Genomic DNA, 23,442 nt, shown 5'->3' on the forward strand with positions numbered 1-23,442 from the left:
GCATGATGCTGCTGTCGCGCTGAGTGCAGTTGTCCTCGCGGTTATGATTGCAGTTGTTGGCCCATTACGGTAGCATACATACCAGTATTGTTTCATTATGGAGGTTCGCCCGTGTCAGCTATGGCCATTGTTGCGCTTGTTCTGAAAATTATCCTCGCGGTGTCCAGCATCTTTCTCATTCTGCTGATTCTCATGCACCGAGGCAAGGGCGGCGGCTTGTCCGACATGTTCGGCGGCGGGCTCACCAAGAACGCCGGTACTTCTGGCGTTGCCGAGAAGAATCTGAACCGCTGGACGATTATCATCGCGCTGGTGTGGGTTGCCATCATCATCGCTCTTGGCCTGATGACCAAGTACAAACTCATCTGATTAGGTAGGTTCTTCAGCCGATATGACATCTGTTGAGCCGAAGCCCAATATCGTAGTACAAGGCCACGGTATTCCTGTCATCATGCTGCACGGCATGGGATTGGATTATCGTGGTCTTCTGCTGCTCGATGACGCGTTCCCAGAAGGAATACAGCGTATCTACATCGACCTACCGGGGCACGGGAGGACCCCGGCGCTGCCGGCACCCGGTGGGCTGCAGGAGATGGCAGTCTGGACACTCAACGCAGTGCGTGACATCGTGGGGGAGCATCCGTTCGCATTACTTGGAAACTCCATGGGTGGTGCCATCGCGCGTTATATCCTCTCTCAAGTGCCAGAACAGGTCTGCGGCATTGCTTTGATTGCTTCTGTGGTTGACCCGGTCAAGTCACATCGTCATGTGGCACAGCACGTGGTGAGTGATCCTAATCCCAAACTGACGGAAAAGCTGCAAAGCGAGCAGCTCATCGAATTCCTGCAGATGGGTGTCAATCAGTCGTTTGAGGCGTGGCGTCGGTATCAGCGCTATGTACTTCCCGGCACCAAACTCTACGACCACGAGGCGGGTTTGCGTCTTGACAGCCACTATTGGCTAGACGAGATGCCTGAGCAACGCCTGGGCACATATCAAGGTCCCGCGCTTATCGTTACCGGTAAGCAAGACCAGGTGGTGGGATATGAAGACCATAAAATGCTGCTGAACTATTATCCGAATGCCGGATACCATGTCGTCGATCCGGCGGGGCACAACATCCATATCGATCAACCGGAAGCAGTCAAGGAACTGGTAGGCGATTGGGCGGCAAAGCTGCTGTAACGATTATGGATCGCGCTGTGACACTAGACAACAGTATGGTTATCTAGTGTCACAGCGCTTTTGACTGTTTTATATTTCAGTTGTTTTATATCTCTGCTGTCTGGTTCTATTCAACGACCTCGTGGTATCCGGTCTCATGGTTGAGGATCTTCAACGTATCATCCAGTGCAATTTCCACCATGTTCTTAACCGCCACATCCGTATCGAAACCAATATGCGGGCTTAACGTAACATTATCGAGTGCCAACAACTGGTCGATATAAGGGTTGGGCTGGTGGCTTTCGGTGAAGTCTTTGCTGAAGATGCCCGCTTCGTTCTCTACCGTATCGATGCCTGCGGCGGCGATACGATGATGCTGCAAGGCGTCGATGAGTGCTGGCGTATCCACTACCGCTCCACGAGAGGCGTTGATGAGTATGGCGCTTGGTTTCATCAAGGCCAAAGCGCTGGCGTCGATGAGATGATGCGTTGTCGGGAGTAACGGCGTGTGAAGCGTGACGATATCCGCTGTGCGGTAGACGGTCTCATGGTCGGTATAAGTCAACACGCTGTTCAGTTCGGGGCGGTAGACCGGATCGGCAGCGATGACGGTAGCTCCCAAAGCTCTGAATACACGAGCCACTTCGCTACCTATCTTGCCGGCGCCGATGATACCGACCGTCAACTGGTGAATCTCACGCGCCATCAGCCCTTCCCAGCGAAAGTCCCCATGTTGCTCGTTCGCAGTGGCCGTATTCAGGTGGCGCAGCAACCACATGGTGTGTGCCAGCACTAATTCGGACACCGAACGAGGGGAATATGCCGGCACATTGGTTATGGTCAGACCGTGTGCGTGGGCTTCTGGAAGATCGACGATCTCATATCCGGTGGTACGTAGGGAGATTTGCTGGATGCCCAGTTCTTGCAGTCGCGCATACACCGCCGGGTCGATCGGATTGTCCTGCTGGAGCAGCACACCATCGTAGCCTTCGGCTTGATCCACGGTATCGGGCGTGAGCTCATCCTTGTTGGTGGTGAGTGTGATATCCGGATGGCTATGCTGCCATGTGTCGACCACTGTTTGTTCGTCGTCCATGATGTTGAACAGAATAAGTTTGGTCATGATGTACTCCTATAGGTTGAGTGATGCGAAACCGTTGACGGCTTGTTCCAATGAGGACAAGGGTTGCGTGGCGGCAAGCCGGACAAACCCTCGTCCTGCTTCGCCGAACGCCTGACCGGGAATGACCAGCACGCCTTGCTGCTCCAGCAGTGTGTCGCTGAAGGCGATGTCGTCCAAACCGCTGCCACTGATATTGGCAAACAGGTAGATGCTGCCAAGCGAGGGCATAAGGGAGATCCACGGAATCTGGGCCAATTGTTCGGACAGATAGGTCAGGCGTTCCTCGAAAGTATGTTGGAGCGGCGGTATGATCTCGTCGATGTGGTCCATGCCGTAACCTCCTGCACACTGTGCCATACTTGGCGCGGTGTAGCATACACCTTCGTTGAGCAGACCCACGGCTGTGATTACCGGTTCTGGGCCAAGAACGTATCCGCAGCGGAATCCGGTCATGGCGAATACTTTGGAGAGCGAACCGAGCACAATGGTGCGTTCCGGTGCCAGATTCTCCAACGGGATATAGGTGTTGTCGCCGAACGCGTAAGGCCAGTAAACTTGATCTGAGATGATGTACAGGTCATGTTTACGAGCAATAGAGACGATGGAATCGAGAGTGGACTGATTGTATACGGCACCTGTCGGGTTGTTCGGACTGTTGACGACGATGGCCTTGGTGGATGCCGTGATAGCCTGTTCGAGATCCTCGCTCTGAGGCTGGAAATCATGGTCCATAGTGCAGTTCACAAAAACTGGTTTAGCGTGCCATGCTTCAACCTGTACCTTATATGGCGAGAAATAGGGGGAGGGGATAATGACTTCGTCTCCAGGGTCGAGCAGGGCACCCAACGTCAGATACAAGGAATGGGTGGCTCCCGCAGTGGCCCAAATGTTTTCCATGCCGTAGTGCTGATCAAACTTTCGGCGGTGCATCTCCAGTATGGATGTCAGGTATGCCGGGTCTCCATTGGACGCGGTGTAGTGTGTTTTACCGTCGTCCAAGGCTTGCTTGGTCGCCTTCAGCAATGCCCGAGGGGTATCAAGATCTGGGTCTCCGATAGACAGGTCGACCACGTCGGTCATCAGTGCTGCTGTCTTGCCTATTTGAGCCATGATGTTGGTTGGTGCTTGCTGGAAGAGTTTGGCTATGGGTTTCATACGATGTAGTGCCTTTCATGAGTGTGAGTATGAGGGTGGATTCGGTATGTGTGCGAATGTGTATCACACCGTCAGATCGACTTTCCAATCGTCCTGATTGTAGAGCTTGGGGAACTTCCTGATGGTGAAATAGGTGACAAGCGAGTAGATGATCGGCAGGATGAAGTAAATCAGCGCCAATAGGATGATTTTGGTAACCAGCGGGCCTTCCATATAGGTATAGGAGTTAATGGGGCCGACTGGCTGACCGAAGCCTGCACACTCGGGGCTTGATTGCATGCCGATAAAGGAATCTGTGAACCCGGTGAGTGCACCGACGATGGCGATGGGTAGGAGCATCCGAGGATGCTTGATGAAGTTGGCGAGCATCATCTTCACACCGCCCCAGAACATGGCTGCGGATACTCCAAGGCCATTGGAGGCGTAGGTGGCAACGGCCACCATCATGAAGCATGACGTCACACCTACCGATGCGGCCCCGCCCGCTAATCCGGTAATGCCGATGGCATAGGCCAATCCCACCGTAGAGAGCGGCGTGGCGATAATGACAGCGAATGACATGGCGATGAGTGTGCAGAGCAGCATCGGTTGCAACGTGGTGAACAGATTCAGCACGTTGCCTACGGCCATGGAAATCATGTGCACATACTGGTAGGTCCACATACCGAACGGGCCGATGAGGGACGCACAGACGATGGGCTCAACGATGACGGAGAAAGTGCCGACATACTGGCGAATCAGGAAGATTACCACGATGGCAAGCGCGATGATGAGAATGGTATTGATGAGGTCACCCATACCCAATAGTGTCCAGGTGTCGTTCTCATATTTTACGGCACCGCTACCGGCCACTGCGGCCAGTGCCACGCTGGCTTTCTCGACCATACTGAATTTGAACTGATTGGCTGCAAGCACTGCGGACATGGCAGGTACGAAGTAGATGCCCATGTTTGAAGCCGTGTTCACGGCATTCCAGAACGCGCTGTGTTCGGCGAGCCCGGTGATGAAGGGGGAGATGATGGCTCCCGGTGTCACTGCCACCACGATGGCCATGGCGACTCCTGACAGGAGTTTGTTCCAGAATTCGCCGAATTTGTATTGTGTAAGTTCCTGCATAATGTTCTCCGGTGCGGTATGACGTTTGATGAATGATCTTGCTGTTAGGACTGATGGTGACGATGGCAACGTCGTCGTATATCCGGAAGGAACGAGCTGCGATGATGTACCGATATCGGGGTGTGACTCATAGGTATGCCAATCTCTGATAAGAAACTAAAACAGGGAAAACTGGTGGTATCTGGGCGATAATTCAATAATAAAAGAGAGAGGTTATTATCGTCGTCGTTGCAGGGATACATCGTGAGTGTGCACGTGATGGTTGCCGTTCATGCGATCCCCTTTCCTGGGAGTGAACTAATAAGGAACAGTGTATAACATTCGGGCGACGTAATATTTATTCGTGTCTGTAGTGTGTTGATTTCCGCTTAAACAAGCGATTTCTACGGCGCGTCGCCAGCAAGGATTGAGGAAAGAACTTTAGTAATGAATATTGTGGCTTGCACAAACAAAACCCCTGCACTTCATCTCAACAGAGCAGCTTCAGCTGCGTCGGTTTCGGATTCTGTGCAGGGGTTAATGGGAATTATCACCGGCTCAGGCCGGCATTGAATCAGGCATTCACGCGGTCGATGCCAGCCTGGGTGTCGGAGAGCACCGAGTCCCAAGACTTGATGAACGCGGCCACGCCGTCGGCTTCGAGCTTGTCGGTGACATCCTTGATGCTGATACCCAGCTCGGCGAGCTTGTCCATGACGGCCTTGCTCTCCTCGTAGGTGCCCTCGATGCTGGGCTTGCCATCACCGTGATCTGCCAGCGCGTCGAGCGTCTTGGCCGGCATGGTGTTGACCACATCGGGAGCCACGAGCTCGTCGACATACTTGCAGTCGGAGTAGGCGGGGTTCTTGGTGCCGGTGGAGGCGAAGAGCGGGCGCTGCTTCTTGGCACCCTTGGCTTCGAGATCGGCCCAACGAGAATCGTCAGCGAACTTCTGCTCGAAGAGCTGGTAGGCCAGACGAGCATTGGCCACGGCAGCCTTGCCTTCAAGAGCCTTGGCTTCGTCGGAGCCGTTGGCTTCGAGGAGCTTGTCGACAGCGCCATCCACACGGGAGACGAAGAAGGAAGCCACGGAGCCCATGTGCTTCAGGTCGTGACCGTTCTTATCGGCCTGCACCATGCCGTCGATGTATGCGTCGATGACCTGCTCATAGCGCTCGAGTGAGAAGATGAGGGTCACGTTGACGGAGATGCCCTTGGACAGCGTCTCGGTGATGGCCGGCAGGCCTTCGAGCGTGGCGGGAATCTTGATCATGGCGTTGGGGCGGTCCACCTTTGCCCACAGTTCCTCAGCCTGCTTGGCAGTCTTCTCGGTCTCGTGCGCCAGGCGGGGATCCACCTCGATGGAGACGCGACCGTTGACGAAGTCGCTCTGCTCGGCGACTTCACGGAAGATATCGGTGGCGTTGCGCACGTCGGTGGTGGTGAGCTCGCGCACGGCGGTCTCAACGTCCACACGGCCGAGCTGCTTGAGCTGCTCGTCGTAAGGTCCGACCTGGCTCAGAGCCTTCTGGAAGATGGAAGGATTGGTGGTAACGCCGACCACGTTCTTGTTGACGATGAGGTCTTGGAGCGAGCCAGACTCGATGCGTGTGCGGTCGAGGTCGTCGAGCCAGATGGAAACGCCGGAATCGCTGGTGCGCTGCGTTGCTTCAGTCATGTTTTTCTCCTTATGTTCCAAAATTTTTGGAAGCAAATCTTGAATTGATTCCCAGTGCGGTGCTTGGCGGCTACCGCACTGGGATATGTGCCTTTCGGATGGAATCTCAGGCCTTTGCCTCGGCGATGGATGCTTCGGCAGCTTCCACCACGTGCTCGGCGGTGATGCCCAGGTCGATCATGTTCTGAGCGCCGTCGCCCTGCAGGCCGTAACGCTCGATCGAAACGGGCTTGCCATAGGCACCCAGGTACTTGTACCAAGGCTGAGCAATGCCGGCCTCTACGGAGACGCGAGCCTTGACGGCCTTGGGCAGCACCGACTCCTTGTAAGCATCATCCTGATTTTCGAACCATTCCATGGACGGCACGGACACCACGCGAGCCTTGACACCCTTGGCGCTCAGTGTCTTGGCTGCCTCGACGGCCCACTGCACCTCTGAACCGGTGGCCATGATGATGACGTCAGGCGTGCCTTCGGTTTCAACGAGCGTGTAGGCGCCGCGGCGCACACCTTCGCGAGCCTTTTCGGCGGTCTCGGCGAGGGCGGGCACACCCTGGCGGGTGAGGATCATCGCGGTCGGCAGGGTGTTGTCTTTCTCGAAGAAAGCACGGTAAGCCTCAGCGGTCTCGAATTCATCGGCGGGACGAACAACTTCGAGGTCGGGAATAGCGCGGAAAGCGGAGAGGTGCTCGATCGGCTGGTGGGTGGGGCCATCCTCACCCAGCGCCACGGAGTCGTGGGTCCATACGTACAGGTTCGGAATCTGCATGAGTGCCGCCAGACGAACCGCCGGACGCTCATAATCCGAGAACTGGAAGAAGGTGCCGTTGAACGGACGGGTGTCGCTGCCCAGCAGGATGCCATTGGTGATGGCGCCCATGGCGAACTCACGCACGCCGAAGTGCAGCTGACGACCGTACAGGCTGGTCTTGGGCCAGGTGCGGGTGGCATCTGCCTCGGGGCCGAAGGAATCAGCACCGGAGATGTTGGTGTTGTTGGAACCGCCCAAATCAGCGGAGCCGCCCCACAGTTCAGGCATGACCTCGGCGATGGCGTTCAGCACCTGGCCGGAGGACTTGCGAGTAGCGACCTTGTCGCCAGCGGTGAAGCCGGAAACGAGCTTATCGATGGCCGCGTCAAAGCCCTCAGGCAGTTCGCCTGCGTGCATGCGGTCGTACATCGCGGCCTTGTCGGGATTGGCTTCGCGCCACGCGTTGTAGCTCTTATCCCAAGCCTCGTGCGCAGCATTGCCTCGCTGGCCTACCTCGCGCGCGTGAGCCAGAGCCTCGTCGTCCACGAAGAAGTTCTCTTCGGGGTTATAGCCGAGCTCCTTCTTCAGGCCGGCAACGGCCTCGGCACCAAGGGCGGAGCCGTGAGAGGACTCGTCGTTGGTCTTGCCGGGGGTGGGCCATGCGATGAGGGTGTTCACCTTGATGAACTTCGGGCGGTCGGTGACCTGCTCGGCACGGTCGAGCGCCGCCGCCAGGGCTTCGGTGTCTTCCTTGTAGGAGCCATCGGGCTGGATAAAGCTGATCTCGTCGGTGTACCAGCCGTAGGCCTCATAGCGCTTCAGGATATCTTCGGAGAAGGTGAGCTTGGTGTCGCCTTCAATCTGGATATGGTTGGCATCGAAGATGACGGTGAGGTTGCCCAGCTGCTGGTTGCCAGCAAGGGATGCGGCCTCGGAGGAGACACCTTCCTGCACGTCGCCTTCACCGCAGATGACCCACACCTTGTGGTCGAACGGGGAGGTGCCTGCAGGAGCTTGCGGGTCAAGCAGGCCGCGCTCGAAACGCTGGCCATATGCAAAACCGACAGCGGAGGCAAGACCCTGGCCAAGCGGGCCGGTGGTCATCTCGATACCGGGAGTCAAGCCGACTTCGGGATGTCCGGGAGTGCGGGTGTCTGCACCGCCGCGGAAATGCTTCAGATCGTCGAGGGTGACGCCGTAGCCGGAGAGGTACAGTTGCACATACTGCGTGAGCGAAGCGTGTCCACCGGAGAGGATGAAGCGGTCACGTCCGGCCCAGTTGGGGTCAGAGGGATCGTGCTTGATGTAGTGCTGGTACAGCGTGTACGCGATGGGGGCAAGGGAGATGGGGGAGCCGGGGTGGCCGCTGCCGGCCTTCTCTACGGCGTCCGCTGAGAGCGCCTTCGCCATCTTGACGGCGCGCGTGTCCAAATCCGACCATGTGAAATCGGTCATAGGTGCAACTTTCCTTCCAGTGTTTTCGGCACCGCAGTCCGGGTTTCACCGAGGCAGCGGCCCTTCATATTGCACTGCCATGGTAACTTTCGCAGACGACGAAATTGTTCGGGTCAGGCGTGTTCTGAGTCACGTGCATGTGTGAGCGCTCACATAAGCTATGTCACAGCAACTTGTCGCAAAATCACCTGAGAACGAACGTATTAGCACTCACGGCCAATGAGTGCTAATACAGTACGGTATGAGTTGTTCCTCTTATTTGGCACTTGGCGGGGGACATTGGAGAGAGCGATGAAGGAGGAGCCGTGAACCAATCGAGACGCATGCTCATTCTTCAAGCAGTGGTGGAAGACTACATAAGATCGCAGGAACCTGTGGGCTCGACGACCTTGGCCCGAGACCATAATCTTGGTGTGAGTTCGGCCACGATTCGCAACGATATGGCTGCCTTGGAGGACGAGGGCTATTTGATTCAGCCGCATACGTCGGCAGGTAGGGTTCCCACGGAGCGCGGATATCGGTATTTCGTTGACCGTCTCTCGTCTGTGGTGCCGCTTTCTTCGGCTCAACGGCGCGGTATCGTCACTTTCCTTTCCGGGTCGGTGAGTTTGCAGGATGCCCTGAAACGTGCTGCGAAATTGCTGGCTTCCATCACCGGGCAGGTCGCCGTAGTCTCGGCTCCGTCGTTGTCTCGGTCCCGTTTGCGGCGGTTGGAGATCGTTCCGCTGGCACATGCCACTTTCTTGGCCGTGATTATCACTGATGCCGGTAGTGTGGCTCAGCACACGTTGAGCGTCGATCCGGTGCCTCCGGAGTCGGATGTGGTGCGCTTGGCCGAGCATATCAACGCCTCGTGCTTGAACGCTCCTCTGGCCCAGGCGGGACTGCACATCAGAAGGCTCGCGCAGACGCCGCATATGAGGCAAGTGCGATCTATGGCGTTGGTTTTGGCACATACCATCGAGAGTATGGCGGCTGACGAGCAGCAGCAAAGCGAGATGTACACGGCGGGTACGTCGCGCTTGGCCAAGCGGCAGGCAAGCGATGATTTGGGACCATTGTTCGATGCGCTTGAGGAGCAGGTGGTGCTCATGCAGCTTATGCGCAATCTCAGCGAAGAGGAACGTGATGTCAATGTGGCCATCGGCTCCGAGACGCACACCCCTGGCCTGATGAATGCGGCAGTGGTTTCCGGCGGCTACGGGCGTGACGAGGCTTCGGCTCCGGTGGCGTTTGTGGGATCCATAGGGCCAAAGCATATGGACTATGCCGCCACGATTACCGCAGTGCGTGCAGTGGCACGCTATCTGAGTCGGTTGGTGAGTCAGGGGGAGGACGAGACGAGGGACGTATCGCCTGCGTCGCCGCTCACTTAGACAAGTTGGGCTGACGCAGCCCTATGACACAATATTTTGCATAGAACACGGAACGTAACAGCGTAAAGGAACAGCAGTGGCAGATTACTACGAGGTGCTGGGAGTAGAGCACTCGGCCAGCAATGATGAGATCAAAAAAGCCTATCGGAAGATGAGCCGCAAATATCATCCCGACATTGCCGGCGCGGAGTTTGAGGACAAGTTCAAGGAAGTTAACAGTGCCTATGAAGTATTGTCTGACCCCGATAAAAAACGCATGTATGATGCCGGCGTGGATCCCAACGATCCCAATGCCTCGGCAGGGTTTGGCGCCGGTGGTTTCGAAGCTGATATGGGAGACATCTTCGGTCAGTTCTTCGGCAGTGCCTTCGGTGCGGGTTCCGGTCCCACTCCGCGTACCCAACCGGGGCGCGACTCTCTGTCTCGTGCCGACATTGATTTGAAGACAGCCATCTTCGGTGGTACGGCGCATGTGAAAGTCAACACTTTCGGCGTATGCCAGCAGTGCGGCGGTTCAGGTACGGCTGACGGCAAACAGCCGGTGCCCTGCCCGGACTGCAACGGTCAGGGCAAGCGCCAGAAGGCTGTGCGCACCATGCTTGGTCAGATGATGACCACGGCACCATGCGAACGGTGTGAAGGGCATGGCACCATAATCGAGAATCCATGCCCACAGTGCCAAGGGCACGGTCGGGTGAGCACCACGCGTGAGGTTGGCGTGACGATTCCGGCAGGAATTGCCGATAGCACTCGCCTGCGCTTGGCCTCTCAGGGAGAGGTCGGGGAAGGCGGCGGTGCCGCAGGTGACCTGTATGTTGATATTCGTATCAAGGCCGACAAGCAATTCACTCGAGATGGTGACGACTTGCACTGCTGGATTCAGATCCCCATGAGCTGGGCTGTGCTGGGGCATGAATTCACCATAGGCACCTTCGACGGGGACAAACAGCTGACCATCCCGCAGGGCTGCCAGCCAGAAGATACGGTATCACTCAAGGGGCTCGGTGTTGCCAAGTTGCGCAAACCTGAGGAGCGAGGCAATCTCGTTGTGCATCTTAATGTGCATATTCCCACAAAAATGAATGATAGAGAACGTGACTTGATCAGCCAGTTCGGACAGTTGCATGACTCCGACGCCAAGCAGGTATGCCAGAGCTCCAAGCCGGCATCGCAGCGTAAGGGATTCTTTAGCAAATTGAAGGATGCGCTAAGCTGAGCTACTGAGTAAGCGGTTTATATCAATCTTCTAGTGGATATATAACAGTATATATCCACTAGAATGGTGGGTACTGAGGCAATCGGTACCCACCTTTTTGTATACGCGCCATGTTCCGGTCGCGCTTTATCGCAGCAACGAGCGACACATATTCCGGTATTCGTTCACATAGCCTCCGCCGAAAAACACGCAATGTCCGGCGATGGGGTAGAGCTGCCACAGTGTGGTACGTGCCTCAAACCCCTTTTTAAGCGGATGTACTGACTCGTACCCTTCCAAAATCTCATCCAAATATGAGATGCCGAAAAGATGCAGCATGGCCAAATCCTCTTCGCGGTGTCCGCCGTGGGCAGCTGGGTCGATAAGGATGGCCTCGGTTTGCCCCGAATCGGCTGTCCACATCACATTGCCGCTCCATAGGTCACCATGCACGCGCGCCGGCTTGTCACCGCCGGCGGCACCTAGCAAATCAGGTAAGGCTTCCACAATTTCTTGAGTCATAGCCAAGTCATGCTCGTCCAGCTCGCCACGTTGCATGCCCAAGCGCACCATGGGCAGCAATCTGCCCTCGCTGTAGTATTCGGCTGCGCTGGCCCAATTTCCAGTGTCCATTGGCACAGGGTCCTGCAGAGGTCCAAAGTAGCATATGCCTGTGTAACCGTCCGGCGCACAACCGAACGAGCTGGCACCAGCGTCGTGCATGCGTGCCAGCGAGGCGCCAAAATTGTGCGCTGCGGCAGGACTGGGAGGGCAAGGAGTCACACGTTCGATATCGAGCCAATCGTCTCCCCAACCTTCAACCTTGACCACACGAGGGCCGCCGGCGTTGTGCGCTTGTCCAAGCCACTGCAGACCACGCCCCTCGCACTCGAAGAATCCTGCCGGCGCGAACGCCCTGCTTTTGCGATACGGTGCCATTGTTTCCTCCTACTTCGAAATCAGCTGTTGCGCTGATGCTCCGTCAAGTATACGTACCGCGCAAAAATATTGTGAACCTTGGCAGAATCGACTTGCCGAGTTCGTGTAGTAGGCTGAACCCAGGCTGCACATTGCGCAGCAGTATCGTCACATATTTACCTTTGGCAGGTAGCAGTTAAAGAGGGGTTATGAATTTTTTCCAAGCGATCATTCTCGGCCTGGTGCAGGCATTGACCGAGTACCTTCCGGTTTCTTCCAGTGCGCACATTCGCATTGTAGGTGAGCTGATGCTGGGTTCAGATCCCGGTGCGGCGTTCACCGCCATCATTCAGCTGGGTACGGAGCTGGCGGTCATTTTGTACTTCCGTCGGGACATTATCCGCATTCTCTCGCACTGGTTCTCCTGCCTGTTCGGGCGCAATGGCAGTGACTGGAAATCCCGCCTCGGCAAGGGTGACGGCGATGCCACATTCGGCTGGTATATCATCATCGGCACACTGCCTATTATGATTGTTGGGCTGCTTTTCCAAGACGCCATCGAAACAACCCTGCGCAATCTGTGGATCACCGTTGCCGTACTGATTATCTTCGGTGTGCTGTTGTGGGTTGTGGACGACAAATTCCCGCAGCGCAAGACCATCAAGGAGATGACCGCCAAGGAGGCTCTCATCTACGGTATCGGCCAGATGCTGGCTCTTATTCCCGGTGTCTCTCGTTCCGGCGGCACCATCACGTTCGGCCGTGCTATGGGCTACACCCGCGAATCCGCAGTGCGCGTGAGTTTCCTTATGGCGGTACCTGCCGTGTTTGGTTCGGGTCTGCTGGAAGCATTCAAGGCGGTGCGCGACTATCATTCCGATGCTATGTTCCCTGGCTGGGGAGCTACGATTGCAGCCACCATCGTAAGCTTCTTGGTGGGATACATCGTCATCATCGGCTTCTTGAAGTTTGTGTCGACCTTCTCTTACAAGGCGTTTGCAATCTACCGCATCGTTATTGCCGTAGTGGTGGCTATTCTGCTTATCGCCGGTGCGTTGCCGGCTACGCAAAGTGCCGCGGCATCTGCAGCCGGGGCAGTTGGCGGGGCATTGATCTCGATGCTGTGACGGGTGACGGTGCTTGAGGAGAGCACTGGCGGCCGGCAGAGGGTCTTGCGGTTTCAGAAATATCTGAGGCAGCAAGACCCTCTGTATTTATACCGAAGTATATGAATTAATAAAAGTTAATATATCCATTTGCAGCGGTACCTAGGTAGCATGTGTCGCACTAGTAATGTCAATAATACATCGAGAACTATGTAGAGCAGTTGAATATATCAGCTAGACATACTAGGCTAATATATTCACACAGTAGGAATTCTGGATTTCCAGCGCCTGTATTGCAGTCATCTGACAAATCTATTGGGGCCTACCAGCTTGCCTGGCGAGGAATTCCTCGGTCTCACGAACCAATTGCTCGGCTTGTGGCCTTCCAATTTCCGCAAGCCCTTGCATCTGCGACTGCTTGTCGTACTCGTGCTCCAAATGGCCGACATAACTTTTCAGGTCGTCGTTGCAGGACATGAGCATCGTGGCTTGCGCTTTCCACTGAGCAGCTTGTCGAGGTAGGCTGCCTTCGTCAAAACCTGTGCCAATAAGCAGGGAGAGGCTGCGCAGCAACTGCAGCGTACCCTGTGCACAGTCTTCGCTTCCGGCATATTGTGGGACTGAAGCCCATAGTGCTGAAGTCTCAAAGCCTTGTTCGCTTGCGAGAATGTCGAGTACCGTCGTGATGCCTGCCGGCCCGTCGTAGGCGCTTTCTGCATCTGCAGTACCTGTTGATGGCGTAGTGCTTCCGGGCATGCGTCCGTTGAGATCAATGTGAATCTCTTCAATGGGCAGGGGACGGGTGTGCGGGCATTCCGCATACATGGATCCCAACACTACAATGCGAGTTACGCCTAGCTCTTCGGCTATGCTCAGGCTCTCCTGACAGTATTCCATCCAGCGGTAGTTGGGTTCGGGGGCAATCTGTGTATAGATGCGGCGCCCTGAGGGAACCGGTATGTCGTAGAAGGTGGTTTGGGGCCATACAATGCGTGGTTTGCGCGATATATGACAAACCATGGGGCGGGATACCTGATAGTCGTAATAGGCATCATTACGAATGTGGCGCACTTCATGCGCGTCATAAGTGGATACCAGATGACGAACCACGTTGGTCGCCGTCTGGCAGGCATCGTTCCATCCTTCGAACGCGCAAATAAGCGTGGCTCCGCTGGAATCCGCTGTAGAACTCATAACGCACCATCATAGTCTTGTGCAATGAGGTGCGGTGAATGCTTATGCCATTGGTGAAGGAATTGTGAAAACGGCAGAAATACGCCAACGACACGCAGGATTTGGCACTTTCGAGGCAAGCGTATATAGTTATCTCTCGTGCTCCGGTGCAAGCCGGTCAACACATGCGGACATAGCTTAGTTGGTAAAGCGCGACCTTGCCAAGGTCGAGACCGCGGGTCCGAGTCCCGTTGTCCGCTCTAGGTCCGAGAAAGTTGCACGAACCTTACGGTGGGTTAGCCAAGCGGTTAGGCAGCGGCCTGCAAAGCCGTATAGACGAGTTCGACTCTCGTACCCACCTCGAAGAGCCTGAGAGATTAGGCTGTTCAAAGACCCGGGCGGTTGGCGCAGAGGTAGCGCACTTCCCTGACACGGAAGGGGTCACAAGTTCGAATCTTGTATCGCCCACTCAGCTGGTTACAGCTAATAACAGAATATGGGTGATTGGCGCAGCGGTTAGCGCACTTCCTTCACACGGAAGGGGTCACTGGTTCGATTCCAGTATCACCCACACATACTTTTCCTTCTTCATCGCAAACCCCTGAAACGGCGCGATTTCGCCGATATTACCGCGTGTCGCGGCATTCCCGTTTTGTCTCCAAGGTTAGCACATTCGTGCAAAAAATGGGGGGTTAAGGTACCAACTAAGGTACCATCATTTTCGCCCCTTCTTCAAGCAGCCTCAAAACCAGCAAAATCCGGCTTTCAAATGTGAAGATTTTGTGGAGATTTACGATATTCTTCAAATCGGCGTCCCGGGCGTCCCGAAAACCCTTGTTTTTCAGGCGTGTCGAAAACGAAAGTGTTCGCGCGTCCACGGAGACGCGACGACGACACTGGTCTGCTGCTGCCGAAGACCGCACACGTGTAGCAATGCGATGTTATAGACGCTCGCGTACGCACGCTTATCGAACAGTTGCATCCTACGTACTGGTTCATCGAAACCCCGAGGGCATACGCAAAGCCGAATTCGTACGCGGACTGCCCGGATACACCACGACATACTGCCAATGGGGCGACACCCGTATGAAACCCACCGACATCTGGAGCAGCACCCATGGCTTGCCGTCCCATCCACTGCCCATGTGCCACAACGGGCACCGTGCCATGAAGTGGCTTCGCGAGGTTCCCGCACGGGAACACAAGGGCTTAAAGGACATGTGGAACGCTCTCGTATCCCGGAAGGTTTCTGCGAGTTCATCGCCTCAACTCCGCGCATGTTCAACAGCAACACCAACCAGTGGGAGAATGGCAACGCTCTGTTCATGGCACCACCGACTGATACCACGATGAAAATGTGGGATGGAAAGCTATGGTTTTCTCTGGTTGCTGATTGTCGGATATGGTGGTGAGATTGCGCTTTCAGGCATAGTCTGTCCCCGTAAAACCGTACAGTAAGGGGACTGCACATTCGTTCAAGAAACAACGTTTCTTGCAAGATGAGAAGTATGCGAGGCGAATATGATCACTTATGACCCGATGGTATACGACGTGATGCGCGAGAGCGCGAACCGGCTTAAAGGACGGTATCTGTTTCTGGCCCGTAAGGAGGCTCGCAACAGCAGGAAGCGGAAGCAATATATGGATTCGCTGAAGTTAGTTGTTCGTGAGGCGAAAGCTGTGGATTCGGCAGACGAACAGGCTGTGCGTGCCAAAACGAATGAGTTCACTCATAAGCTGTCCTCTTTGAACTGATTGAAGTTAGGGGCGTGAGCATCTTGGACACATGTGACAAAATCAGTGCTGACTCTGAGCTTAGCGACGAAACATTGAAAAGCATCTTTGAACAAGAAATAGTCGATGCTGAATACGGTGACATTCACGGCGAAGATGCTCCCGTTCTTTACATGGTGGCGGCTCAGCCCGGTGCGGGCAAGACGAGAGCCTGCAATGATGTAGGGAGTAAGCATTCCGGCGTGGTACCGGTTATCGGCGATGATTTACGTCAGTATCATACTGATTATGACGAGCTGATGCGATTCAGTCCAATATGCATGCTCGATGCCACTGCCCAAGCTTCAGGACGCTGGGTTGAGATGAGCTTGGATTATCTCAGGGGCCGCCGATGCAGTGTGCTGGTGGAAACCACCATGCGCGATGCAACGGTGACGCAACGCACTCTTTCTCAGTTTCGACAGGCAGGCTACCGCACTGAGGTTACGGCTGTGTCCACGCCTGAGCAGTTAAGCTTGATCGGTATTCTCAAACGATATGCGGGCCAGGTCGGAGAGCAGGATGCCGGACGGTGGACCAAACCGAGTGCTCATGACGCAGCGTATAAGAACATGCCAGTAACATTAGATGAGCAGATTGCAAACGGCTTGGTTGACCATATCAGCGTTATCCTGCGCACAGAGGAATGCTCGGCTGACCTTGAGGTTGACCACAGGCATCGCGATATTGCCATGCAACAGGCTCACAACGCGTTAGAGCAGGGCAGAAGGTTTGACTCCATTCGAGACTTTCAGCGAGACCAATACAAGGATGACCTTGCACGGATGAAAGACTTTATCGAACGGCATCCCGGTGAAACCCAAGCGCGTGACCTCTATCAACGCATTGCCGGCATTTCAAACGCTGCCTGACGGTTTGATTGAGCGTGGTTTAGTATCTCTTGACGGTGCCTGAATAGCTCTCAGCCCTACTGCCGGCATAGACGCGCCTATGTATGTTCGTTCGCGTCCATGCCGGCACAGAGGTGCTAGTGAGATTGACGATCGTATTAACGATTGTTGTAGCAGTGTAATCCTTAAGCGTCAAGACAGTGGCCAATCGCTATACCTGTTATGCAACACAATATGGATTGTTGTTTTTGCGGTGCTGGCTATTAATTATTAATTGTGGTCAGAGTGTAATCATGTCTCTCAATGCCGTCTAGATTCGACAATTCTTCTCATCAGCCAAAGCAAAACTTCCGTCGTCCATATGTCATAGGTAAAGTATATGCGTACCGCAATTCGCAAGGGAATGAGCGATACAGACGAAGATGCCAACCAGCAATCGTACAACGGCAACGGATAGCCGAAACCATGCCCGGCGCACTTGAGAATGGGAGAGATTCTCGCATGTATGTTGACCCGACACGAAACCAGAATGCAGGCAACCTGAAATGGGTATGGGCTTACTGCTGTGACGATTTGCCACGTATTCTCGGTTCCATAGTGCTATTCGTCATCAACGATGTGATGGCGATGATCATGCCGTTGCTCTCCGGAATGTTGGTGGATCAGGTCATCACACAGCATCACGTGGATAGGCTCACCAGGCTGTGCGTGATGATGATTGTGGTCACTGTGGTGCGCGTTGCTACGCGGTACGGTTACCAGATGTGGATGGAGCGGTTCGGGCAGAACACTGTTTTCCGTCTGGCCAGTGACGAATATGAAAAACTCCACGAACTCGACTTTACCTATTTCAACCACACGCGCAACGGCGACATTATGAGCCGTATGACCTCCGATACAGATGTAGTCCGTCATTTTGTCAGCTGGGTTACCTACCAGATGCTCGACGCTATCGTCATGTTCCTGGCATCGCTTTCCATCATGTTCTCGATTGAGTGGCGGCTTGCACTGGTTCTGGCTTGTACGACGCCCTTCCTGTTTATTTTGGTACGCCAACTTGCCAAGCACGCCAACCCCATTTTCTATTCCATCCGTAATTCCCTGGCTGACCTCAACTCCATGGTCGAGGAGAATATCGAAGGCAACCGAGTGGTCAAGGCGTTTGTGCGCGAAGATTATGAAACGCACAAGTTCGATGAACGTAACGACGATTACATGGACAAGAACATGGATTCGGCGCGCAATTCTCGCCGGTACATGCCGTGGCTTGATGGTCTCGGATTCTCGCTGCAACTCATTACTTTGGCAGTGGGCGGTTTGCTGGTTATCAAAGGCCACATGACGCTTGGCAATCTGGTCAGTTTCAACAGTTATCTATGGATGATTGACGGACCGGTGCGGCAGGCAGGATGGCTGATTAACGACTGGGAGCATTTCAACGCCAGCTGTGTCAAAATCCGCAGACTGCTCACGGCGACTTCAAAAATATCCGAAAAACCAGATGCACGTACAGCGGTCAAACAGGCAGCCTCAATTCGCTCTCAAGTAGGAGGGCAAGAAACCAGTGCGGACCGCATTAGCGGAGAAATCAGATTCGACCACGTCAGTTTCGCCTTCCCGGACGACCCCGACACGCCAATTCTCAAGGATTTGGATTTCTTTGTGCCGGCAGGTACCAAACTCGGCATTCTCGGTGAAACCGGTTCAGGCAAGTCCACACTTGTTAATCTCATAGCGCGTTTCTATGATCCCACAGTCGGACATGTGTCAATCGACGGCATCGATGCCAAAGATTGGCCACTTGCCACGCTCCGCAGCCAAGTCAACATTGTGGCGCAAGATACTTTCCTGTTCTCCGATACCATAGGTGACAATATTGGTTTCGGCGTCAATGCAGGCGTTCCGACCTCTTCCGAAGAACGCAGTATGGAAACCGGAAGCCGCACCGACGATTACATCCGCCAGATGGCCGGTATCGCAGGAGCCGATGACTTCATACGTTCCATGCCGGAAGGATACGACACGGTTGTAGGCGAACGTGGGGTTGGCCTTTCCGGAGGGCAGAAGCAGCGATTGAGCTTGGCTCGCGCTCTGGCTGACGATCCTGCGATTCTCATCATGGACGACACCACATCCGCGGTCGATATGGAAACGGAAGCGGAAATCCAGGATCATCTCAAGAACCTGGATGGAGGCAAAACCATCGTCACCATTGCCCATCGCATCTCTTCGATCAAAGATGCAGACCTTATTCTCGTACTTGAGCAGGGGAGAATCGTCGAGCGAGGCGACCATGAGAGCCTCGTGGCGGCACACGGGAGATACTGGGAAATCTATCGCAAACAACTCGGCTTGCAATCAGGCCAGTCACAGGGCTTTGAAAACTGAGGGGAGCGGAAAGAGATGGCTCAGCGCAACACGTACCGAGAAGACGAAGAACTCGACGAAAAAATCAACTTCCATGACATCATCCGAGTGGCGGCTTACCTGAAGCCGTACGCTGGACGTGTGGCTCGAATCCTGGCTGTAGTGATAGCCATGAGTTGTGTCAACGTGACGGTTCCTTATCTCACCAAGATCATGATTGACAGTTCAATTCCAGACAAGGATCTCGGCCAACTGGGGATGCTGTCCCTGACATTGGCAGTGCTTATCGTGCTTTTCGAATGTGGCCTGAGATACCGCACCATGGAGATTACTCGCGTCGGCCAACTCATGCTCAAAGACATGAGGCGTGACATTTTCACTCATATCCAGTCACTGCCGTTCAGCTATTTCGATTCCAGGCCACACGGCAAGATACTGACACGAGTGGTCAACTATGTGAACACTCTTTCGGACACCCTGTCCTCGGGGCTTATCAGTGTGATTGCCGACGTGTTCACGTTCATCATCACCCTGTTTGTCATGTTCTTCATCGACTGGAGGCTCACGTTATGGAGCCTGGTGCTCTTCCCGCTGCTCATCATCTGGGTGCGTGTGCTTCAGGTGTTGCAGCGGCGCGCCTACCAGAAGCTGTCCAACAAGCAGAGCAACCTCAACGCGTACATTCACGAGTCGATCGCCGGTGTGAAGACCACGCAGACTTTCGCACAGGAGAAGAAGCAGTATGACACGTTCCAAGAGCAGCAGGATGCGGTGCGTTCCTCGTGGATGAGTGCTGTGCACGTGCAAAGCCTCATGTGGCCTGGCGTGCAGACCATATCCGCCACCACCATCGCCTTCATCTATTACGTGGGTGTGATGAGCTTTGGCGGCGTGAACGTGACCACAGGCGTGCTCATTGCCTTTGTGGGCTATGCCAACAACTTCTGGAACCCCGTCATCAACATCGGCAATTTCTACAACCAGCTCATCACCTGCTCGGCCTACCTTGAACGCATCTTCGAGACGCTCGACATCAAGCCGGAAATCACTGATAAGGATGGCGCCATCGATCTGCCTCAAATTCGTGGCGCAGTCGATTTCAACGATGTGGTGTTCCGCTACGAGCACGGCGGCCGCAACATCCTGAACCTCGTCGATTTCCATATTGAGCCAGGCAAGACCATTGCGTTAGTAGGGCCTACCGGTGCTGGTAAAACCACCATCATCAATCTGCTGTCACGATTCTATGACGTCTCCGAAGGTTCGGTGACCATCGACGGGTACGACGTACGCGATGTCACGCTGAACTCGCTGCGCCGCCAGATGGGCGTCATGCTGCAGGACACGTTCATTTTCTCGGGCGATGTCAAGGAGAACATACGCTACGGTCGTTTGGACGCGACCGATGATGAAATTCGCAAGGCCGCCAAGGCAGTGCATGCCGACGAGTTCATCATGGAGATGCCCGACGGGTACGACACGAAGGTGGAGGAGCGTGGCTCAACGCTTTCTGCCGGACAGCGTCAACTGATCTCGTTTGCCCGTGTGCTGCTTGCCGACCCGCGCATTCTGATTCTCGACGAGGCCACCAGCAGCATCGACACCAGAACCGAAGAAGCGCTACAGGCCGGGTTGAACCGTCTGCTCGAAGGCCGGACCAGCTTCATCATCGCGCATCGACTGTCGACCATTGAAAACTCTGATGAGATTTTCTACATAGATCACGGTCAGATCGTCGAGCATGGTTCGCACGAGGAGCTTCTGGCGCTCAAAGGAGCATACTACCGGCTCTACGAATCACAATATGCCATGGTACGTGTGCGTGACGGCGCGATGGATGTGGATCACCAAGGTAATGCCGAATAGATGTGCTACCGCGATAGCGTAGTTTCAATATCTGCCAGGATCCTGGACAGTTCTTCTGTTGTGGCCGCCATCCTATTGAGTATGGGTTCGGTGGCGGCTATAACGCTAGCCCTATGGTCATTAACCTGACGCTCTCCCTGCACGGTAACCGCATATATGTTGATATTGCGGTGCCGAGGTGGAACATGACCAGCAATGAAACCGTGTTCCAACAATTTCGCGGTGCAATACGATACGGTTTGCTGGGGGAGCCCAGTAGCGGTGGAGACTTTCTGCACCGGCAACGGGCCGTCGCATTGCAAGCAGTCCAGAACAATCGCCTGGCTCAGTGTCACGGTAAGCCGCTGTTCCTTGAGCTGTGCAGATGCTGCGTGTCCTGCTTGACGTCGTATGTTGCGTATCGCCGATCCAAGATGAGATGCGAGAAGTTCTCTGCTTTCATCATCGGCAGCTGTGGGATTATCGCCATATACGACTGCAGGACCACAGGCATGCATGATATCGCGATAGCTAGCTTCTCCAAAGACCGATTTTCGGTGTCGCTCAAGATTGTCTAGGTCTTGATTGGCCTTGGCAAGTGCCGCACGTCCTTTGGGAGTCAGGCGATTAATGCGAATAACGTTTGAATATGCATCGGCTACGCGTTCCACGAGGTCACGTTCCTCAAGGCGGACGACTATATTGTGCGTCGCTTGAGCAGAGATGGATAGGCAGCGAGCCATATCCGCTGACGATCTTCCTTCTGGAGAAGATAGACCCGTGAGAGCGGCATATTCGGTTAGATTTATACCGCTCTCTTGTATGGCTTGCTCGTCGTCCGGAGTAAGCGCTCGTTCAATTTTACGCAGTGATCGCCATATATGGTCAATTGTCTCGACCGCCTGAGCGTCATCATCGTGTATCCGTGTCATGGGGCCTCTGCATATCGCGTGTTACCAATTACCTTCCATGATACTGACGCTGTATCACCGGTGAACATGACACGGGTGACACCTGCACATGGCAGATGCATATCACCTCGTACGGTAACTGATGAGTGTAATGACCAAAGCCAATGCGGCGAAGATGAGGCCGACCAGAGGCAGGTTCGCGGTTCCTAGCAGGTTGATGGACAGCGCGCCGGTAACGCCGGAGCAGCCTATGCCCAGATACATCGCTGACGAGTTGAGCGAGACGAGTAGCTGACCTTGCGTTCCGCCGAGCTCGATAAGACGGTATTGCTGGGCTGGGGCGAGCAGCCATCCGCATATTCCCCAAATGAGTGTCAACACAAAGGCGGCGGCGACATTGCCGGCAAATAGACGCATGGAAAGAAACGCGCATGACAGTAACGCCGCACTTCCTGCAACAGTTTTGGTCACTCCTATGCGGTCGGTGAGGCGTCCTCCTGCCCAGTTGCCGATCATGCCTCCGATTCCAAAGGCTAGGAGCGCCGCCGAGAGCAGATTGGGAGGCATGTGCGATACATCTTTCAAATACTGCGATATGTAGGAATACATGGTGAATGCGCCGACAAACACGAATAATGACACCAGCACTGTCGCCAAGACACCGGGCAGTGTGAGGGCGGTAAGCCGCGTTTTGAGCGGAACTTGGGATGGTGAGAGGAGCGGGGCAAAGAGTGCGGCGATGATGACGGCGGCTATCAGTGCGGCGGCACTGATACCGAGGAAAAGAATCCGGTATCCCCATCGCTCGCTCACGAATGTGCCGATCGGTACACCGATGACAGTGGCGGCGGTCATGCCGGAAGTCAGGTAGGCTATTGCTTTTCCTCTGGTTTGCTGAGGTGTGATCGCGCCGGTGACGGTCATGGCAACCGGGGTGTACATGGACGCTCCGAATGCTGCAATCACGCGCCCTGCTGCCATGAGTGCATAGGTGGTAGCGGCAGCGAACAGGATATTGCCGACCGCAAAGATGGCGAGTGCTACCAATAGGACTGTTTTGCGGTCGACCTTGCCGAATACGGACGCCGTTACGGGACTGAACACCGCATAGCAAAGGGCGAATATCGTAATCAGCTGCCCGGCGAGTGTGACCGATACGTGCGCAGTGTCGGCAAGTTGCGGGAGGATGCCGGCGACAACATAGCCATCGGTGCCGATGACAAACATGCCGATCATCATGAGGTTGAGTTTCAATTTCATGGCTTTCCTATCTTTCTTGTGCGTGAGTGTTGTCGTGGAAACGTGTATTGCGGTGTCGGGGTAGAAGCGTCTGCCTATTGGTCACGCCATGTGCACGAGATTGCTGTCACTGCGAGGTGAAACGCACTGCACTCATCTCCTGTCTGGTTGCACCACTGCACGCACCCACAGATTATACAACACCAATAGTTGATACTGATAGATTAATCACACGCTCGCAGTCTGTCAACCTTTGGTGTTCCTCC

Annotated in this window: 18 protein-coding genes and 4 tRNA genes; 13 read left to right on the forward strand and 9 right to left on the reverse strand. The window is 54.8% G+C overall.

From position 1 onward, the window contains the following. The first annotated feature begins 120 nt into the window (after positions 1 to 120). Positions 121 to 369, forward strand: a complete 249-nt coding sequence (secG, locus tag ACSYSO_RS04245) for a preprotein translocase subunit SecG (protein WP_489798514.1) — start codon at positions 121 to 123, stop codon at positions 367 to 369. 22 nt (positions 370 to 391) lie between these two features. After that, on the forward strand, positions 392 to 1,186 hold the full coding sequence (locus ACSYSO_RS04250; protein ID WP_489798314.1) for an alpha/beta fold hydrolase: 795 nt from the start codon (positions 392 to 394) through the stop codon (positions 1,184 to 1,186). 106 nt (positions 1,187 to 1,292) lie between these two features. Here the strand turns inward: ACSYSO_RS04250 and ACSYSO_RS04255 are convergent, their stop codons facing one another. The 5 genes from ACSYSO_RS04255 to tkt all read right to left on the reverse strand — a co-directional run bounded on the left by ACSYSO_RS04255 (position 1,293) and on the right by tkt (position 8,422). Next, positions 1,293 to 2,288 carry a D-2-hydroxyacid dehydrogenase gene (locus ACSYSO_RS04255; protein WP_489798312.1) on the reverse strand — a complete coding sequence of 332 codons (996 nt, stop codon included), beginning with the start codon at positions 2,286 to 2,288 and terminating at the stop codon, positions 1,293 to 1,295. A gap of 9 nt (positions 2,289 to 2,297) precedes the next feature. Then, entirely contained in the window at positions 2,298 to 3,443 is a 1,146-nt protein-coding gene (locus tag ACSYSO_RS04260; RefSeq protein ID WP_491701549.1) for an aminotransferase class I/II-fold pyridoxal phosphate-dependent enzyme, read from the reverse strand. Between the two features lie 63 nt (positions 3,444 to 3,506). Next, positions 3,507 to 4,559: a PTS sugar transporter subunit IIC gene (locus tag ACSYSO_RS04265; protein ID WP_491701550.1), complete on the reverse strand. Its 1,053-nt coding sequence runs from the start codon at positions 4,557 to 4,559 to the stop codon at positions 3,507 to 3,509. A 553-nt stretch (positions 4,560 to 5,112) separates the two neighbouring features. After that, positions 5,113 to 6,216 carry a transaldolase gene (gene tal / locus ACSYSO_RS04270; protein WP_491701551.1) on the reverse strand — a complete coding sequence of 368 codons (1,104 nt, stop codon included), beginning with the start codon at positions 6,214 to 6,216 and terminating at the stop codon, positions 5,113 to 5,115. A gap of 106 nt (positions 6,217 to 6,322) precedes the next feature. Next, positions 6,323 to 8,422, reverse strand: coding sequence for a transketolase (gene tkt, locus ACSYSO_RS04275; RefSeq protein ID WP_491701552.1), 2,100 nt, complete (start codon positions 8,420 to 8,422; stop codon positions 6,323 to 6,325). A 323-nt stretch (positions 8,423 to 8,745) separates the two neighbouring features. Here tkt and hrcA point away from each other — a divergent pair, with 323 nt between their 5' ends. After that, positions 8,746 to 9,798, forward strand: a complete 1,053-nt coding sequence (hrcA, locus tag ACSYSO_RS04280; RefSeq protein ID WP_491702060.1) for a heat-inducible transcriptional repressor HrcA — start codon at positions 8,746 to 8,748, stop codon at positions 9,796 to 9,798. A 76-nt stretch (positions 9,799 to 9,874) separates the two neighbouring features. Next, entirely contained in the window at positions 9,875 to 11,014 is a 1,140-nt protein-coding gene (gene dnaJ, locus ACSYSO_RS04285; protein WP_491701553.1) for a molecular chaperone DnaJ, read from the forward strand. 126 nt (positions 11,015 to 11,140) lie between these two features. Here the strand turns inward: dnaJ and ACSYSO_RS04290 are convergent, their stop codons facing one another. Beyond that, on the reverse strand, positions 11,141 to 11,932 hold the full coding sequence (locus tag ACSYSO_RS04290) for a fructosamine kinase family protein (RefSeq protein WP_491701554.1): 792 nt from the start codon (positions 11,930 to 11,932) through the stop codon (positions 11,141 to 11,143). Positions 11,933 to 12,120: 188 nt separating this feature from the next. Between ACSYSO_RS04290 and uppP the strand changes: the two genes are divergently transcribed. Continuing rightward, the gene (gene uppP / locus ACSYSO_RS04295) at positions 12,121 to 13,038 is read left to right on the forward strand and encodes an undecaprenyl-diphosphatase UppP (RefSeq protein WP_489798300.1); all 918 of its coding nucleotides are present in this window, start codon (positions 12,121 to 12,123) and stop codon (positions 13,036 to 13,038) included. Positions 13,039 to 13,329: 291 nt separating this feature from the next. Here the strand turns inward: uppP and ACSYSO_RS04300 are convergent, their stop codons facing one another. Continuing rightward, on the reverse strand, positions 13,330 to 14,211 hold the full coding sequence (locus ACSYSO_RS04300; RefSeq protein WP_491701555.1) for a PAC2 family protein: 882 nt from the start codon (positions 14,209 to 14,211) through the stop codon (positions 13,330 to 13,332). A 166-nt stretch (positions 14,212 to 14,377) separates the two neighbouring features. On the opposite strand from ACSYSO_RS04300, the gene ACSYSO_RS04305 reads away from it, so the two are divergent. The 8 genes from ACSYSO_RS04305 (at position 14,378) to ACSYSO_RS04340 (ending at position 21,047) form a co-directional block, all read left to right on the forward strand. Beyond that, a tRNA-Gly gene (locus ACSYSO_RS04305) sits at positions 14,378 to 14,450 on the forward strand. Positions 14,451 to 14,480: 30 nt separating this feature from the next. Beyond that, positions 14,481 to 14,551, forward strand: a tRNA-Cys gene (locus tag ACSYSO_RS04310). A 35-nt stretch (positions 14,552 to 14,586) separates the two neighbouring features. Further along, positions 14,587 to 14,658 (forward strand) — tRNA-Val (locus tag ACSYSO_RS04315). Positions 14,659 to 14,688: 30 nt separating this feature from the next. Further along, positions 14,689 to 14,761, forward strand: a tRNA-Val gene (locus ACSYSO_RS04320). A 950-nt stretch (positions 14,762 to 15,711) separates the two neighbouring features. Then, entirely contained in the window at positions 15,712 to 15,945 is a 234-nt protein-coding gene (locus ACSYSO_RS04325) for a hypothetical protein (RefSeq protein WP_491701556.1), read from the forward strand. A gap of 74 nt (positions 15,946 to 16,019) precedes the next feature. Continuing rightward, positions 16,020 to 16,835 carry a zeta toxin family protein gene (locus tag ACSYSO_RS04330; RefSeq protein ID WP_491701557.1) on the forward strand — a complete coding sequence of 272 codons (816 nt, stop codon included), beginning with the start codon at positions 16,020 to 16,022 and terminating at the stop codon, positions 16,833 to 16,835. Positions 16,836 to 17,315: 480 nt separating this feature from the next. Then, on the forward strand, positions 17,316 to 19,202 hold the full coding sequence (locus tag ACSYSO_RS04335; protein WP_491702061.1) for an ABC transporter ATP-binding protein: 1,887 nt from the start codon (positions 17,316 to 17,318) through the stop codon (positions 19,200 to 19,202). Positions 19,203 to 19,217: 15 nt separating this feature from the next. Continuing rightward, entirely contained in the window at positions 19,218 to 21,047 is a 1,830-nt protein-coding gene (locus tag ACSYSO_RS04340; RefSeq protein ID WP_491701558.1) for an ABC transporter ATP-binding protein, read from the forward strand. 5 nt (positions 21,048 to 21,052) lie between these two features. Here ACSYSO_RS04340 and ACSYSO_RS04345 read toward each other — a convergent pair whose 3' ends face one another. Together ACSYSO_RS04345 and ACSYSO_RS04350 are read right to left on the reverse strand one after the other, a co-directional pair. Further along, a complete protein-coding gene (locus tag ACSYSO_RS04345; protein ID WP_491701559.1) occupies positions 21,053 to 21,958 on the reverse strand; it encodes a MarR family transcriptional regulator in 906 nt (301 codons plus the stop codon). Positions 21,959 to 22,060: 102 nt separating this feature from the next. Further along, positions 22,061 to 23,197 (reverse strand): MFS transporter, encoded by a 1,137-nt coding sequence (locus ACSYSO_RS04350; protein WP_489760976.1) that lies wholly within the window; start codon positions 23,195 to 23,197, stop codon positions 22,061 to 22,063. Positions 23,198 to 23,442: the final 245 nt, after the last annotated feature.

The organism is Bifidobacterium sp. ESL1130 (assembly GCF_058507935.1).